Origin of the sequence: Psychrobacter sp. TAE2020, from assembly GCF_018919485.1 — a bacterium.
Lineage (GTDB): Bacteria > Pseudomonadota > Gammaproteobacteria > Pseudomonadales > Moraxellaceae > Psychrobacter.
Genome location: NZ_JAHLMU010000001.1, coordinates 86,382 through 100,932 on the forward strand (window position 1 = coordinate 86,382; position 14,551 = coordinate 100,932).

General features: G+C 42.3%; 14 protein-coding genes. 3 read left to right on the forward strand and 11 right to left on the reverse strand.

All coding sequences use genetic code 11. The features are described 5' to 3' along the window. Positions 1 to 94 precede the first annotated feature (94 nt). On the reverse strand, positions 95 to 1,399 hold the full coding sequence (locus KPY62_RS00365; protein ID WP_216580320.1) for an ABC1 kinase family protein: 1,305 nt from the start codon (positions 1,397 to 1,399) through the stop codon (positions 95 to 97). A gap of 327 nt (positions 1,400 to 1,726) precedes the next feature. Further along, positions 1,727 to 2,209 carry a type II 3-dehydroquinate dehydratase gene (aroQ, locus tag KPY62_RS00370; protein ID WP_216580321.1) on the reverse strand — a complete coding sequence of 161 codons (483 nt, stop codon included), beginning with the start codon at positions 2,207 to 2,209 and terminating at the stop codon, positions 1,727 to 1,729. Between the two features lie 603 nt (positions 2,210 to 2,812). Here aroQ and KPY62_RS00375 point away from each other — a divergent pair. Further along, the gene (locus KPY62_RS00375) at positions 2,813 to 3,028 is read left to right on the forward strand and encodes a cold-shock protein (protein ID WP_201622061.1); all 216 of its coding nucleotides are present in this window, start codon (positions 2,813 to 2,815) and stop codon (positions 3,026 to 3,028) included. A gap of 218 nt (positions 3,029 to 3,246) precedes the next feature. Next, complete coding sequence (locus KPY62_RS00380; protein WP_216580322.1) at positions 3,247 to 4,401, forward strand: DEAD/DEAH box helicase; 1,155 nt, start codon at positions 3,247 to 3,249, stop codon at positions 4,399 to 4,401. A 168-nt stretch (positions 4,402 to 4,569) separates the two neighbouring features. Here KPY62_RS00380 and KPY62_RS00385 read toward each other — a convergent pair whose 3' ends face one another. The 7 genes from KPY62_RS00385 to ilvA all read right to left on the reverse strand — a co-directional run bounded on the left by KPY62_RS00385 (position 4,570) and on the right by ilvA (position 11,109). Next, positions 4,570 to 5,451, reverse strand: a complete 882-nt coding sequence (locus tag KPY62_RS00385) for a sulfite exporter TauE/SafE family protein (RefSeq protein ID WP_216580323.1) — start codon at positions 5,449 to 5,451, stop codon at positions 4,570 to 4,572. A gap of 48 nt (positions 5,452 to 5,499) precedes the next feature. After that, positions 5,500 to 5,766 (reverse strand): cbb3-type cytochrome oxidase assembly protein CcoS, encoded by a 267-nt coding sequence (gene ccoS, locus KPY62_RS00390; RefSeq protein WP_216580324.1) that lies wholly within the window; start codon positions 5,764 to 5,766, stop codon positions 5,500 to 5,502. A 102-nt stretch (positions 5,767 to 5,868) separates the two neighbouring features. Further along, positions 5,869 to 6,651: a YdcF family protein gene (locus KPY62_RS00395; RefSeq protein WP_216580325.1), complete on the reverse strand. Its 783-nt coding sequence runs from the start codon at positions 6,649 to 6,651 to the stop codon at positions 5,869 to 5,871. Further along, positions 6,641 to 7,756 carry a UDP-N-acetylmuramate dehydrogenase gene (gene murB / locus KPY62_RS00400; protein WP_216580326.1) on the reverse strand — a complete coding sequence of 372 codons (1,116 nt, stop codon included), beginning with the start codon at positions 7,754 to 7,756 and terminating at the stop codon, positions 6,641 to 6,643. The genes KPY62_RS00395 and murB overlap by 11 nt, the downstream gene beginning before the upstream one ends. A 243-nt stretch (positions 7,757 to 7,999) precedes the next feature. Further along, entirely contained in the window at positions 8,000 to 8,509 is a 510-nt protein-coding gene (locus KPY62_RS00405) for a low molecular weight protein-tyrosine-phosphatase (protein ID WP_216580327.1), read from the reverse strand. Between the two features lie 377 nt (positions 8,510 to 8,886). Beyond that, complete coding sequence (locus tag KPY62_RS00410) at positions 8,887 to 9,327, reverse strand: RNA-binding S4 domain-containing protein (RefSeq protein ID WP_216580328.1); 441 nt, start codon at positions 9,325 to 9,327, stop codon at positions 8,887 to 8,889. Positions 9,328 to 9,555: 228 nt separating this feature from the next. Continuing rightward, positions 9,556 to 11,109: a threonine ammonia-lyase, biosynthetic gene (gene ilvA, locus KPY62_RS00415; RefSeq protein WP_216580329.1), complete on the reverse strand. Its 1,554-nt coding sequence runs from the start codon at positions 11,107 to 11,109 to the stop codon at positions 9,556 to 9,558. Positions 11,110 to 11,348: 239 nt separating this feature from the next. Here ilvA and rpiA point away from each other — a divergent pair, with 239 nt between their 5' ends. Then, on the forward strand, positions 11,349 to 12,008 hold the full coding sequence (gene rpiA / locus KPY62_RS00420) for a ribose-5-phosphate isomerase RpiA (RefSeq protein WP_216580330.1): 660 nt from the start codon (positions 11,349 to 11,351) through the stop codon (positions 12,006 to 12,008). 212 nt (positions 12,009 to 12,220) lie between these two features. Here rpiA and argF read toward each other — a convergent pair whose 3' ends face one another. Both argF and alr read right to left on the reverse strand, forming a co-directional pair. Next, entirely contained in the window at positions 12,221 to 13,144 is a 924-nt protein-coding gene (gene argF, locus KPY62_RS00425) for an ornithine carbamoyltransferase (protein ID WP_216580331.1), read from the reverse strand. A gap of 192 nt (positions 13,145 to 13,336) precedes the next feature. Continuing rightward, complete coding sequence (gene alr, locus KPY62_RS00430; protein WP_216580332.1) at positions 13,337 to 14,458, reverse strand: alanine racemase; 1,122 nt, start codon at positions 14,456 to 14,458, stop codon at positions 13,337 to 13,339. Positions 14,459 to 14,551: the final 93 nt, after the last annotated feature.

A 14,551-nucleotide genomic window follows, 5' to 3' on the forward strand; every position in this document is an offset into this window, starting at 1 on the left:
ACATCAATAAAGCATCACTAATAGAACGATACTCTCATCACTATAGAGTTGTGGCTAGCTCAGTTGCGATGATTATCATCGATACATAGGGTTATCAAGGGTTATCAAGATATTCGACAACCAATGATGACAGATCAATCTCTACTCCTAAGTTGACTAAATTCCAATACTGTCCTGATACCGTGCGATCGAGCATCATAGTAGTCGCTGAAGGCTGGAACTGACCGAAGTACTTTAATGAGCTGCGCATTTGGGTAATAGCTTCATGGTGTACTTGGCTATGAGCGAAGTCAAACGGCCCTTCTTGGTAAGGGGGGACAGATAACGGTTTAAGGCCGATACTTAACCAAGTCTGGTAAAACTCACCGGGAACGTCTTTGTCGTCATCACGGCGAACACCAAGTGCGATTAAGTCTTGCTCAAGAGCCGTAACATCGCTCGACACAGCATGTTGAGCAAAGCGGCGAAATAGCTTTACTTCACTGTCGCTATAGCTACGAATACCGCCAAAATCATAAGCAATCACACTACCATCCTCTCGAAAAGCAAAGTTGCCAGGATGCGGATCACAGTGCATTCGATATAAGCCAAACAACTGACCGGCGCTAAAATGAAATAAGCGTGTGGCAATTTTTTGCTTGATATTATTATCCCAAGTTGCCGCTACGCTAAGAGATTCGCCCATTTCTTCAGTCAAAGTTAGCACGCGTCTAGCTGAATGGCTATCGATCACTTTAGGAATAATAAGACCATCATCATTGGCATGAAAAGCCCCAAATACTTGTAGGTTATGAGCTTCTTTAGTGTAGTCAAGCTCATCATGTAGACTTTGTCGAATTTCATTGAACAGCTTATCTTGTAATTCACGACTCATATTAAGGACGCCGGCTATCTTTAACGCCATACGTACTTGTTTTAGATCACTATCACAGTTTTCATCGACATCAGGGTATTGAACCTTTACGACTACCTTTTGACCAGAAGGTAAGGTGGCTTTATGCACTTGGCCAATGGAAGCTGCGGCAAAAGGCTGCTGTTCAAAATTGATAAATAGATCACTGATAGGTGCTTTTAGCTCACGCTCAACTTGTGCTTTGATCTGTGAATAAGGCATAGGGGGCGCATCTTTTTGCAGTTTTTCCAGTGCTGTTGCCACTTCAGGTGGAAACACATCTTTATACTGCGATGCGATTTGACCCACTTTCATTACCGCACCTTTCATCTCGCCGAGGGTTTCAGCGATCTGAATACCTACATCCTGCATCAATTCTGAGCGTGCTTGCAAGCGCTTCTCTTCGTCACTAGAGAGGTGCTTTAATGAGTTTTTCGCCGCTTTACCTGCGATACTTGCAGTCATACCAGCGAGTTTCATAAAGCGTTTTCCAGACGACTTTGCCATTCATATCACCATATAGAGGTTTGTTAATTATAGAGTTGCTAGCTTGCAGCATACCGTTTATTTAGTAGCGCTAAACTCATTGCAATACCTAGGTTTGATAGAGCTAATTTTAAGCCATTGGTTTTAAGGGTTGCGCTTTATATAAGTGCAGACCTAGCAAGATCATTGCAAGGACAAACTAAGATATTTTTTAGTTAGCCATTATTCAATTGCTCAGCTAGTTTAGTCAGCCTTTAGCCAATTGACTAGTAGAGTTCAGTGCAAGTTCACTGCGGAACTAGTACAGGACCAATGCAGCATCAGTACAGTAGTAAGTTATCAAGTTAATTAGGGCTTTAAGTTTAGCTGGTATAAGTTAGTTAGCCAGTACTCTAAGGCCATCTGATAACCTAGTGAGCCGAGACCGCTGATAACTCCCACAGCCACATCACTCAAATAAGAATGTTGGCGAAAACTCTCACGAGCATGGACGTTAGATAAGTGCACTTCAATAAATGGCTTCTGAGTTGCCAATAACGCATCTCGTATAGCAACTGAAGTATGAGTAAAGGCAGCAGGATTGATAATAATGGCATCCACTTGCATCTTAGCACCAGTAAGTAAGCCATAATTCTGGATATCATCGACTAGCTTGCCTTCATGATTAGACTGAATACAAATCAGCTCAATATTATGCTCCGCGGCAAGAGTCGTTAAACCGGTCTCAATCTGCGTCAAAGTAGTATGACCATAAATTTCAGGCTCACGTTTGCCCAATAGGTTGAGGTTGACGCCGTTGATTAACAGTAATTTTTGGTTTAGTTTGGGCATATCAGTATCCATACAGTGCTATCGAGTGGGTTATAAGTAAGTTTGCTATTTGAAAGCGTCTATTAATGCTTCAGTTGCGTTAAAGACGATCATTAGAGTCTCAAAACAGAGCAGTAAGGGATAATTGTTATTATTATCAGTCATTAAATAAATAAACGGGCCAGAGAGCAGTGTAAGGGCCATTTGCCTTTGTGACTGCTTATGATAACAGCTCAATTAGCCAAGCATAAAAAAATTACAGGAAAATTTACTAACTCATCTTAAATCATGTTAAAAGGCTTTATGTTACTAAAAACCCGTGCTATGATATTTTTTATGCGATAAATATTGCAAGTTTGTTACTGACAAGATGTGGGCCAGTATTTAAAGGGCCAAGCGGTCAATAATAAATGCGGTAGGACATATCGTCTCATTATTGAGAAGCTGTTTATATTAATTTATTAATGATAAAAGCAGATGTCACTATAACTTTTGAGGTGTTTATTTAAAGTCAGTTATTTTTAAGTAAGCATTACTAAGTTTTTATTTTATGATCTTGGACCCCGTTTATATGCAATGTTGCAAAGGAATTTGGGGCTAAGCACTGTTTTAGGAAGTAATATTATGTCAGATCGCGAACAAGGTATCGTCAAGTGGTTTAATGATTCAAAAGGTTTTGGTTTCATTCAGCGCAATAGCGGTGAAGATATCTTTGTCCATTTCCGCGCTATTCAAGGTGATGGTTATCGCTCTTTAAAAGATGGCGAAAAAGTTGAGTTCAATGTAGTCGAAGGTCAAAAAGGCTTACAAGCTGAAGAAGTTAGAAAAGTAGAAGAATAATCTATTTAGTGGTTATAGCCGTTTTGCCCTAATATTGGCCTAAACTACTGCTATACTACTGTGTCGAGCCTGTCTTAGTTTAGAAAGGTAGCAATGATTGCTGCCTTTTTAATGATCTACAGACAGTTGGGCTCGGCTTTTTTTGGTTTTAAGTAAGCGCTACGTTAGATAAGTGCTACGAGGGCTTAACGAGCCTATTGAATAAATAAGGAAAACTTTTGAGTAATTTTACCACATTCACCGATTTGCCACTCTCAAATGCAACATTACGTGCTGTTAGTGATTTGGGCTTTACTGAACTGACGTCTATTCAAGCGCAAATATTGCCACACACACTGGCTCATCAAGATGCCATTGGACAAGCGCAAACAGGTACTGGTAAGACAGCCACGTTCTTGATTACTATCATGGAAGCGCTGCTTAATCGCCCATTTACTAGTGATGAGCAACGCTATCTAGGCGAGCCGCGTGCTGTAGTTATGGCTCCTACGCGTGAGCTGGCTCAGCAAATCTTTGATGACTGTGTGCAGCTAACCAAATATACCTCTCTACACAGTGTTTGTATTATGGGTGGCACTAACTATGAGACTCAACAGCACGAGCTAGAGCGTCACTATGTTGATATCTTAATCGCCACTCCTGGACGCCTAATTGATCTTATGAATAAAGGTATGGTCTACCTTGATCGAGTCGAAGTTCTAGTGCTTGATGAAGCAGATCGTATGCTCGATATGGGCTTTATTCCTGATATCAAGCGTTTAGTAGGGCGTATGCCTGCCAATACTGAGCGTCAAAGCTTATTGTTTTCTGCCACTTTTAATCAAGATGTTATGAACTTGGCTTATCGCTGGTTACACGAACCCCAGTTCGTGGAGATTGAGCCTGAGCATAAGACTAGCGAGCTAGTCGATCAGCGCTTTTATTTACTAACAGAGAGTCAGAAATTGGCCGCCTTGGAACGTATTATTAATGACAAGGATGTAGAAAAAGTAATCGTTTTTGCCAATCGTAAGGATCAAGTTAAGCGCTTATATCACAAGCTACGTCAAGCGTATAATATAGTCATGTTATCAGGGGATGTGATCCAACAAAAACGTGAAAAATATTTACAGCGTTTTAAGGATGGTCACGCCACAGTCTTAGTAGCTACCGACGTAGCTGGACGTGGTATCCACGTTGATGATGTTAGTCATGTAGTGAACTATACTTTACCTGATCAGCCAGACGATTATGTCCATCGTATTGGTCGTACTGGTCGAGCTGGGCAGACAGGTATTAGTATTAGTTTCGTTAGTGAGGATGATGCCTTTAATATACCAGCCCTTGAGAAGCACTTGGATACTAAGTTCACTCTTGAGCAGTGGCAAGAATAGTAATCTATGGGTATTGAAAACTAAATCCAGTCGCTAACCTAATAAAAAGCCCTCAACGTTGCTGATGACGTTGAGGGCTTTTTAAAATTATTTTTTAAATTTGTTGTTTTGCGAGATATTACTTTTTGCAGCTATTGTTTATGAGAGGAGTAATAGAAGTTAAAGTATTTATTTTTCATTATTTATATGGTCTTTAGTCATACTGCCATCAGTCATATCGTGCATGCTGTGATCCATATTCGGGTCCATATCTTGCTTAGCATCAGCAGCGGCTGGCATATTATGGTTACTATGATCCATAGTTGCATCCATGCCCTGATGCATAGGCATATCTGCCATTTGTGAGTCAGACATAGAAGACATATCATGGCCTCCATGCATAGTAGTCATAGCCAAAGGTACGACGACGACTGCCAATCCTGATATTACCATGATAGCACCATTCAACTGACGCAAGCGCAAACGACCAATTTGGTTGCGCATCCAGCCTACAGTTTTGTGAGTAGCCACCAACATAGGGACGGTACCTAAACCAAAGACAAACATCAATACAGCACCAGTCAAGGGATCATGACCGACAACCGCGATGAGTAGGGCACCATATACTAAACCACAAGGTAAGAACCCCCACAATAGACCAGCAGTCAAAGCTCGTGGGAAAGTAGTCAGAGGGAAGACCTTTTTGCGTAGAGGGGCTAGCGCCTGCCAAAAGCGCATGCCAAAGCGTTCAAGCTTAGTCAAGAAGGGCAAGCCAAGCATAGTCATGCCAACGAAAACTAAGACTAACCCTAGTAGAATCCGTGGAATATTATTACCTACCATTAACGGCGCTAATACGGCAGTACCTAGAAGACCAGCAATCAATCCTAAAGAGGCATAACTGAGCAGACGACCAATATGATAAGTGGCAATCAAAGCTCGGCGCTTGGCAGGGCTGACGTCTTTCATGGATAAACTAAAAGCAGCTACTAGTCCGCCGCACATACCTAAACAATGGGGCGAACCAAAAAACCCCATAAATAATGCCGCGATCAGTAAAGCAGTAGTCATAGAGCATATCTCTTATCATAAACTAGTGTGGTAGGAGCAATATTGCAGCTAATCGTTATCAGTATCAGCTTTTTTTGGCTGAATAGCGTTGTTTTGCAAAGTGGATTGTTGAGTATTAGAGTCAACATCTTTATCAGTAGCTGCTGTATGCATTTGCATAGTCTGGCGACGCTCTTGGCGATCATCTAGGATAATACGCTGCGAGGCATTGTCTAAATCCTCGAACTGATTGGATTTGACCGCATAGCGCACCGCCCAAATAGCCACTACAAATAGCATCAAGCTCAAAGGTATTAACAAGAATATACTGAGCATAGTAGTCCTTTTGGATAGCCGTTCAGCTATAAGTGATAATCTGTATTATACGCCTATTATCTACTGATTGATGAAATGAGCTAAGTAAAAGAAGTCTCTTGCCTAGAGTAGAGTTTCAGACAGAGGTTTGGCAGCCTTGCCTCTAGGGGTTAGTAGCTGCTGAATACTGACTTCTTCAGCGCTACGGCAGTTAGACTGTGGACGTAATACATCACGTAAATAAGCGGCAATTTCATAAACAGCACGTCTTGAATGACTTAAGTTCTGTGCCGGTTGCATCCAATCACGAGGCAAAGGTAGGGGCGCATTGATCGGCGTGCTATTTATATTGTTGAGCGCAAACTGACGTCGTGCACGTGCCATATGATAGCTATCGGTGATCAAATAAATATGATGTAGCGGGATGCGTTTGGCGGTAAATCGGGCATTTTCGCAAGTATTCATACTAGCATTTTCACTGATTAAACCATCTATACCATGTTCCATAAGCCACTGTCCCATCCAAGGTGATTCAGCACCACTAAGCACCACAGGCAGAGGCAAGTCATGATAAGCGCTAGCTAATGTACGTACCCGACTAAGACTATAACGATTCAATATAATGTCGTTATCAGCATCGTTGGTCAGGCCACCACCAAGTATTACATAGGCAGTCGGAGGTGAGCTCATCGCTGCCCCCCTCATAGTAGGCAGCGGCAAATGCTGCAATAGATAAACCACTGCTCTTGAGAACAAAGGAGTAAATAAGCTGATTAGGACAATGATAATAATAGTAGAGCCGAGCACAAAGGTAATATTAATAATACGAAATATCTTGATGGTACGCTCAGCTGAACGCAGATAATAGCGCCATAAACGCAGCGACCAAAGGGATTTAGACTTCATGGTCGCTGGATCCAATTGACCCATCGGCATCAACCCATACAGGCTCACGCGCTAAAGTTATGGCAAATTTCTGATAAATAGAGTCGGCAATATAGGCCTGAGCTCGAGCTACCTCAGTTTGAGTAGCTAGATAGGGGCGGTGATTGGTTAGCACTAAGGCTTGCTTCTGATGAGTAAGGATAGGCTCGATACCGCCACCTTTCAGTCCTGCTTGCTCAATCAACCAACCGGCAGCTACTTTAACTTTGTTATCAGGTAATAAGTAGCCGATGATAGTAGGATAGCTAGCTTTTAGCTCAGTAAATTGTGCTTGCCCAATGACTGGATTCTGAAAAAAGCTACCACAATTGGGTAGCTGTTTAGGGTCTGGAAGTTTTAACTGACGAATATCAATGATAGCCTTCATAACATCTAGTGGCGAAGGATGCAGGCGTCCTTGCTGCTGAGCATAATCTTGTGCGACGGTTTTTACATCGCCATAGCTAGCAGAAACCTTAGTGGCATCAGTATGCAGTCGAAAGCTTACCCGACTGATAAGCCAAGTGTTGGGAGTGCGTTTAAATATGCTGTCGCGATAGCCAAACTGGCAGTCAGCCGCTGACAAGTCATGCCAAGTGTGAGTGGGTAGATGATACGCGCGTACAGACAGCATACAGTCTTCTAGCTGTACGCCATAAGCGCCAATATTCTGTACTGGGGCTGCACCAGTTAAGCCTGGTATTAAGGCTAAATTCTCCAGTCCATACCAGCCTTTATTGACAGTATAAACGACTAAGTCATGCCAGTTCTCACCAGCCATTACTTCGATATCGACATATTCTGCGCTACTATGTAGTACAGTAATACCAGTCATTAAAGGCCGTAATACAATAGCTTTTAGTCGATCAGGCAACAGCACGTTGCTGCCACCAGACAACACTAATAACGACTGCGCCGCCTGGTTACCTATAGCATAGCTGGCCATAAATTCGTCGAGTTGAGTTTCAGTATGGAGAAGCACTGCAGTATCAGCCACACAAGCTAATGCCATAGTATTGAGCTGTGACAAATCAGCATCAGTGCTGATGTTTTGAGCAGTAGAGTCAGAGCACAAAGCAGTGATCATAAGGCGACCTGTTCGATAAGTAAAAATGCTAACGTCGATTGTTATATAGACGGTGTAAAATAAAATAGCGCCCTTCATAACTCTGCGCTATCGAGGTGAGTTTTGCAGCTTATTGTGGCGTATATACCCTGCAAAAAATAGAGCGCTGATAGAACAACTATAGCACTCTAGTATTAAATGCAGTGATGACAATAAGCGCTGACTCAGTAAGGATCAATGCAGAAGTGCTGAACAGGATTGAATTTAACTGGTTTTCCAACTCTCAATCCAAGCTTGAGAACTCGACTCAATACGTCTGATAACTTCTTCAAAGTCATCGGCGTTACCTTGATAGGGATCTGGGACATCATCGCCACTATAAGTAGGGTCTTCTTCACTGAATAAGGCTAGCCGTGCCAGTGGTTTTTTTAATGCGCCATTACTGGCTTCAATGCTATCTTTTATCAGCTGCAAATCTGTTAAGTTTTGCGCATCCATAGCTAAGATAAGATCAAAGTTAGTAAAGTCATCATTAGTCACTTGACGTGCTATTAGCTTGCTAATGTTATAGCCATTAGACTTAGCATGACGCTGCGCACGTATGTCAGGTGAGTGACCTATATGCCAATCGCCTGTACCAGCAGAATCAACTTTCATATCCAGTCCAGCAATCGCCGTCTGCTGACGAAATATCTCTTCGGCGGTAGGCGAGCGGCAAATGTTCCCTAAACAAACCAATAGTACAGAAGAGGGGGCAGAAGCTTTAATCAGCATAAAGTAACCTATTGAGACTTAGGCATGTTTAACAAGCCCTAATCATTATAAAAAATAGACGGCAAATAACCGAGTTCTATAAGGCGGCTTGCCAGCCTAAAATTGAATGCCTAGCGTAACGGTTAATACTAACAATGGCAAGGATAGCTAGCAATCAATTGCGTCACTTATAGCGCTTGTTGAGAGCGCAAAATTACCGGTTTAATAGTCCATAGTATTGAATGATGAACGGCCTAAACTACTTAGATAGTTAATATTGTTAATTAAAAAAGTCTATCGGTTAAAAAATGATGTCCATTAAAACAGTTGGTTCTAATAGACAGGGTATTAAAAATATAGAGGATTAACTAGACAAATTGCCAATAACAGACATTAAGCTAGTCTTGATCATTTCTGAAGCGCTGCAAATCACGACGTTGCTTTTTGTTGGGCTTATTGTCAGGGCGAGCAAGGTTAGCAAGCTTACGCTGTTCGGCATAGTAGGCTCGGCGTTCTTCACTCTCTTCAGTTTCTGAATATAACACTTGCGCCGCAGTTGCATTGCCACGTTGCACAGTTAAGGCTTCGACTATTATCGTCTTCTCAGTCATAGCTGTCGCAGAGCCTTGACGAATCTGCAGCTCATCACCAACAGCAATCTCTTTACTGGTTTTGACTCGGCTGCCTGCATAATGTACGCGCCCGCTTTCGATAGCTTCTTTAGCAAGGTTACGAGTACGATAAAAACGCGCTGCCCATAGCCACTTATCGATACGCATGCGTACTTCATTAGGTTGACTATGACTAGGCTGATCATGATTTTTATTATGTTTTTTCATCAAAACCTCACTGATATCAATAAACTATATTCATAATGGTGTTTTATTTAGCAATTAAAAGAGGGGCTGCTTTTCAAAAATCCATTTTATTAAAAATAATGATGAATTATTACTAATCTAAACTCTTAGCATTAATAACTTAAAAATAAGCCTAGCGAATTTATAAAAATTATATCCACTAGACTTATTCAAACCTAAAATATTTATATAAATAGCTGTTTTCAAAGACTATTTCAAGAATAATCGATAGCCAATGTTATCATTAAGTAAAGTACAGTCATAGCCGATATCAAGAAGGGCATCTTGTAGCTGGCGTGAGTTACTCTCTGAAGCTTGCAAGCCTACTAACACTCGACCTTCGGCAGCCCCATGATTGCGATAGTGGAATAAAGTAATATTAAAATCATTGCCCAGCTTTTCTAAAAAGCTAAGCAAAGCGCCCGGACGCTCAGGGAAAGAAATCTTTAATAGTTGTTCATTCTCTACATGAGCATGGCCACCAATCAGATGGCGAATATGAGATTTAGCGATATCATCATCGGTTAAGTCATGAGCGGTATAGCCATCTTCCAATAATTGCGCTCTGATAATTTGCTGCTCTTTTTCGCCTTCTTTTAAAGCGATGCCGACGAAGATTGCTGCAGGGTCCATTGAATCTGGTGACTGTCTGTTATCAGCACGGTAATTGAATTCAGTGATGTTACGACCATGCAAGCTACGGCAGAAATCTAAAAATGCCCCTGTTTTTTCGGGAATAGTGACCGCAAAGATAGCTTCTTTTTTCTCACCAATTTCAGTACGCTCAGCAATATAGCGCAAGCGATCGAAATTCATATTAGCGCCGCAGATAATGCCTACGCAGTTTTTATGTTGTAGGTCATGAGCTTTGATATATTTCTTCATGCCAGCAACAGATAATGCGCCAGCTGGCTCGACGATACTGCGGTTTTCTTCAAATACATCTTTGATAGCCGCGCAGACTTCATCATTAGTACAAGTAATCACTTCAGGCTCTACTACTGGCCCTGAGTTATCGCTCTTTTGCATACGCACAACATCAAAAGGCAGTTCACCGATTTGAGCAACTGCTACTCCATCGACGAATAAGCCGACTTGTTCGAGTTTTACTCTGCTACCAGCTTCCAAAGCAGCTTTTAGACAAGCGGATTGCTCAGCTTCTACAGCAATAACTTTGACGTGTGGCGCTACTTCGCCCAAAAAGGCAGCAATACCTGAGATAAGACCGCCACCACCTACTGCTACGAAGACATAATCCATATTACGCCATTGTTGAGTCAGCTCAAGGCCAATAGTACCTTGTCCGGCGATCACTAGCTCGTCATCGTATGGCGGTACAAAGGTTAGTCCCTCCCTCTCAGCACGGCCAATGGCATAGCGGTTAGCTTCATCAAAGCTGTCGCCATATAAGTCAACATTACCGCCAAGTGCTTTAACGGCATCGACTTTAATATCAGGAGTAGTCGTTGGCATCACAATAATATTTTTTAAATTAAGCTTGCGAGCAGAGTAGGCGACGCCTTGAGCATGGTTACCGGCTGAAGCACAAATAACGCCGCGCGCTTTTTGTTGTTCACTCAACTGACTGATACGGTTATAAGCACCCCGTAATTTGAAGGAAAAAACCGGCTGCAAGTCTTCACGCTTTAGGCGAATGTCATTGTTATAGCGCTGGGTAAGCTTAGGTGCAGCCTCAAGTGGGGTTTGGATGGCAACATCATAAACAGTGGCTTGTAAAATAGCTCGTACCCAATGTGACAGCATAGTGGTTCCTAATCTCAGTGATGAATTAACAGGCGATAAGTTAGTATAAAAAATAAATAGATTAGATTATGCTGATTCCTATCATGTTGCAAGGTTTGCGCACAAAATTATTTATCATAGTGGGTTCGTTAGAAGATTGAGCTGACATCAAGCGTAGCCATCGTTTATCGCTATCAGTTATAATAGCCAGGAATTCGCCAACAGCATTCATCCCACTTCTATTCCGCCAAGGACCTATCATGAGTGATCAGCACGCACAAAAGCAAGCCGCTGCCAAAGCCGCACTACAATACATAGAAGAAGATATGATATTGGGTGTAGGGACAGGTAGTACGGTCAATTGTCTGATTGAATTATTACCTACAATCAGGCTAGCCGGTGCGGTTGCCAGCTCGCAAGTGACCGAAGACAAGCTGCGTGCGCTTGGCATTGATATTATCGACTTAAACTTTGCTGGTACTCTAGATGTCTATATCGATGGTGCCGATGAAGTTAATGCCAATTTACAACTGATTAAAGGCGGTGGTGGCGCATTGACTCGTGAAAAAATAGTCGCCGCCGCCTCAAAAAAATTCATTTGTATGGTTGATGACAGTAAGAGCGTCGAGATATTAGGGCGCGAGTTCCCGGTCCCTATCGAAGTATTGCCACAAGCACGATCTTATGTGGCTAGGCAGTTAGCACAGATGGGTGCAGAACCAGTATATCGTGAAGACTTTATTACCGATTATGGTAATGTTATATTGGATACTTATGACTTAGATGTTAGTGATCCAAGCGCACTGGAACAGCAACTAAACAATATCGTTGGAGTAGTCTGCAACGGTATCTTTGCGGCCAATCAAGCCGATGTTTTATTAAAGGCAAGTAGCAATGGGGTACAAACCTTAATGCGTTAAGGCTGTATATTCTAAGGCTACAAGGCGTTAAAGTGATAAGAATTTTATAAAACCAAACGTTTTATATAAGATATTTAAACCATAAAAAGGCAGACTACAGCAACAGTCTGCCTTTTTATTTATGGTACTGGGTTACTAGATTGTGTTATTGTCTTAGAGATTTTATAGATTGCCAATATTATTTTATATGCTGTCAGTATTAGGGAATCACTTTATACAGACAACTTAATTTTATCTTTTAATAAAAATTCCATCAAAGCCTTTTGGGCATGTAGACGGTTTTCAGCCTCATCCCAGACTACTGAGCGTGGATCATCGAGCATATCATGAGAAATCTCTTCGCCACGATGTGCAGGCAAGCAATGCATAAACAAAACCTCAGGATCGGCTTTATCTAATAATGATGGCGTAACTTGGTAAGGGGCGAATCTACGGGCGCGAGTATTCTGTTCTGACTCTTGACCCATACTGGCCCAGACATCCGTCACAATTAAATTAGAATCTTTTGCCGCATCTTGTACGTTCTCGACTAAGCTGACGCAATGTGAAAAGCGTTTCATAAGGACAGCATCTGGTTCAAAACCATAAGGCGCTGCTATTCTTAGCTCAAAACCAAATTGATGGGCAGCTTGCATAAATGAGGCACACATATTATTGCCATCACCAACCCAAGTGACGATTTTATTTTCAATACTACCGCGATGCTCATAATAAGTCTGCATATCAGCAAGCAACTGGCAAGGATGAAACTCATCGGTCAAAGCATTGATAATAGGCACACTTGAGTATTCAGCAAAGGTTTCAACCTTTTCATGGCCAAAGGTACGAATCATAATAATATCGACCATACTAGAGATGACTCGAGCTGAGTCCTCAAGCGGCTCGCCACGGCCCAACTGAGTATCATTGGGTGATAAAAATATCGCACTACCACCGAATTGACCCATCCCAGTCTCAAATGAGATACGAGTACGAGTAGAGGATTTCTCAAAGATCATACCTAGAGTACGACCAACGAAAGGTTGATAAATCTCACCAGCATGCTGCATTTTGCGCAGTTCGCTGGCACGTTTGATTAGATTTTCTAGTTCTTGTTTACTCAAATCAGATAAGGTCAAAAAATGGCGCAAGCTCATAGCAATCCTAGCAGTCGATCACGATCAGTGAAATAAAACGTTATCAGTAGTCAATAATTACTGCAGCTGTCAGCCTGTAACCAAAGCATTTTGCAGGTAAGTGGCCATAGAATATACAGCCGGACTATAACGATAACAAACTTTTAGTATAGCGGAATTACTTTTAATGTAAACGCCCAATTTAAATCCAATTTATAAGCTCGAGCAGACCCGTCGTTCCGGACGTAAACTAAGCCTACATAGTAGCTCGTAGCCAATAGTGCCAGCGTATGCTGCTACTTCATCGACATGAGGAGCGTCACCCCAAAGTACTACTTGACTGTCCAAAGCGATGTTCTCAGGAATAGCACTGATATCGATGGTGATCATATCCATAGCTACTCGCCCCCGTATAGCACAGCGATAGCTTTTTCCGCTGCTGGAATCTATTACGCAGACCTCAGCACAGTCAGCCACTACGCGCGGATAGCCGTCGCCATAGCCAATGCTGACTAGCGCCGTCTTAGTATCTTGCTCGGCGAGCCAGTGGCTACCATAGCCGATAGCGGTGCCAGCTTTGACAGTTTGTATCGCCATAATCCTTGCGCTAAAATTCATAGCTGGTTGCAAGTTAAGCTTATCAGCCCGTTTGTCAACTACGGGTGAGCTACCATATAACATGATGCCCGGACGTACCCAATCATAATGATGCTCAGGAAAGTTTACTATCCCAGCTGAGTTACATAATGAGGCTTTAATATCAGCGCTGACAGTCTGCTTTAGCACTCCTAATACTGCTGAAAAACACTGTATTTGCTTAGCATTTAGCGGATGCTCGCCGTTGTCAGCATTGGCAAAGTGAGTAGTCAAAATGAGCTGGTAGCCTACACGATGCAGCTGTTTTGCGACCTCAACGATAATATCGTCAGCGAAGCCTAAGCGATTCATCCCAGTATTGTATTTCAACCATACTGTGCGCGTAGGACTATCGGTATCAGGCACATTATCTAGTGCCCACTGAAGCTGAGGCAGATGATGTATCACGCAACTAAAGTCATTATCAATAGCCTGCTGCCATTCATCGGCGCTAAACACTCCTTCGATTAAGCCTACAGTCTTATGCCAACCTAACTGTCTGGCCTCTAATGCTTCAGTAAAGCTAGCAAGACCGATACCGTCTGCCTGCTGTAATGCGGGCAGCGCCACCGCAATACCATGGCCATAAGCATTAGCTTTTACCATCGCTAACACTTTAGATTTTGGCGCTAGTTTCTTCACTTGCATTAGGTTGTGGGTTAGGGCATCAGGCTTGATCATTACGGTAGCAGTACGCATAGTAGACTTCTTGTATTGCAGTATTTTAACCTAGCGGGTAGTCAAAGCTGTTCTCGTTGACAGCGATTTACTTTCGATAGCAACTGCTGGTGG

Excerpts from the sequence above, each read along its gene's own strand:
- KPY62_RS00365 (WP_216580320.1), bottom strand. The coding sequence starts at position 1,399 with ATGGCAAAGTCGTCTGGAAAACGCTTTATGAAACTCGCTGGTATGACT.
- aroQ (WP_216580321.1), bottom strand. The coding sequence starts at position 2,209 with ATGCCCAAACTAAACCAAAAATTACTGTTAATCAACGGCGTCAACCTC.
- KPY62_RS00375 (WP_201622061.1), top strand. The coding sequence starts at position 2,813 with ATGTCAGATCGCGAACAAGGTATCGTCAAGTGGTTTAATGATTCAAAA.
- KPY62_RS00385 (WP_216580323.1), bottom strand. The coding sequence starts at position 5,451 with ATGACTACTGCTTTACTGATCGCGGCATTATTTATGGGGTTTTTTGGT.
- ccoS (WP_216580324.1), bottom strand. The coding sequence starts at position 5,766 with ATGCTCAGTATATTCTTGTTAATACCTTTGAGCTTGATGCTATTTGTA.
- KPY62_RS00395 (WP_216580325.1), bottom strand. The coding sequence starts at position 6,651 with ATGAAGTCTAAATCCCTTTGGTCGCTGCGTTTATGGCGCTATTATCTG.
- murB (WP_216580326.1), bottom strand. The coding sequence starts at position 7,756 with ATGATCACTGCTTTGTGCTCTGACTCTACTGCTCAAAACATCAGCACT.
- KPY62_RS00405 (WP_216580327.1), bottom strand. The coding sequence starts at position 8,509 with ATGCTGATTAAAGCTTCTGCCCCCTCTTCTGTACTATTGGTTTGTTTA.
- KPY62_RS00410 (WP_216580328.1), bottom strand. The coding sequence starts at position 9,327 with ATGAAAAAACATAATAAAAATCATGATCAGCCTAGTCATAGTCAACCT.
- ilvA (WP_216580329.1), bottom strand. The coding sequence starts at position 11,109 with ATGCTGTCACATTGGGTACGAGCTATTTTACAAGCCACTGTTTATGAT.
- rpiA (WP_216580330.1), top strand. The coding sequence starts at position 11,349 with ATGAGTGATCAGCACGCACAAAAGCAAGCCGCTGCCAAAGCCGCACTA.
- argF (WP_216580331.1), bottom strand. The coding sequence starts at position 13,144 with ATGAGCTTGCGCCATTTTTTGACCTTATCTGATTTGAGTAAACAAGAA.
- alr (WP_216580332.1), bottom strand. The coding sequence starts at position 14,458 with ATGCGTACTGCTACCGTAATGATCAAGCCTGATGCCCTAACCCACAAC.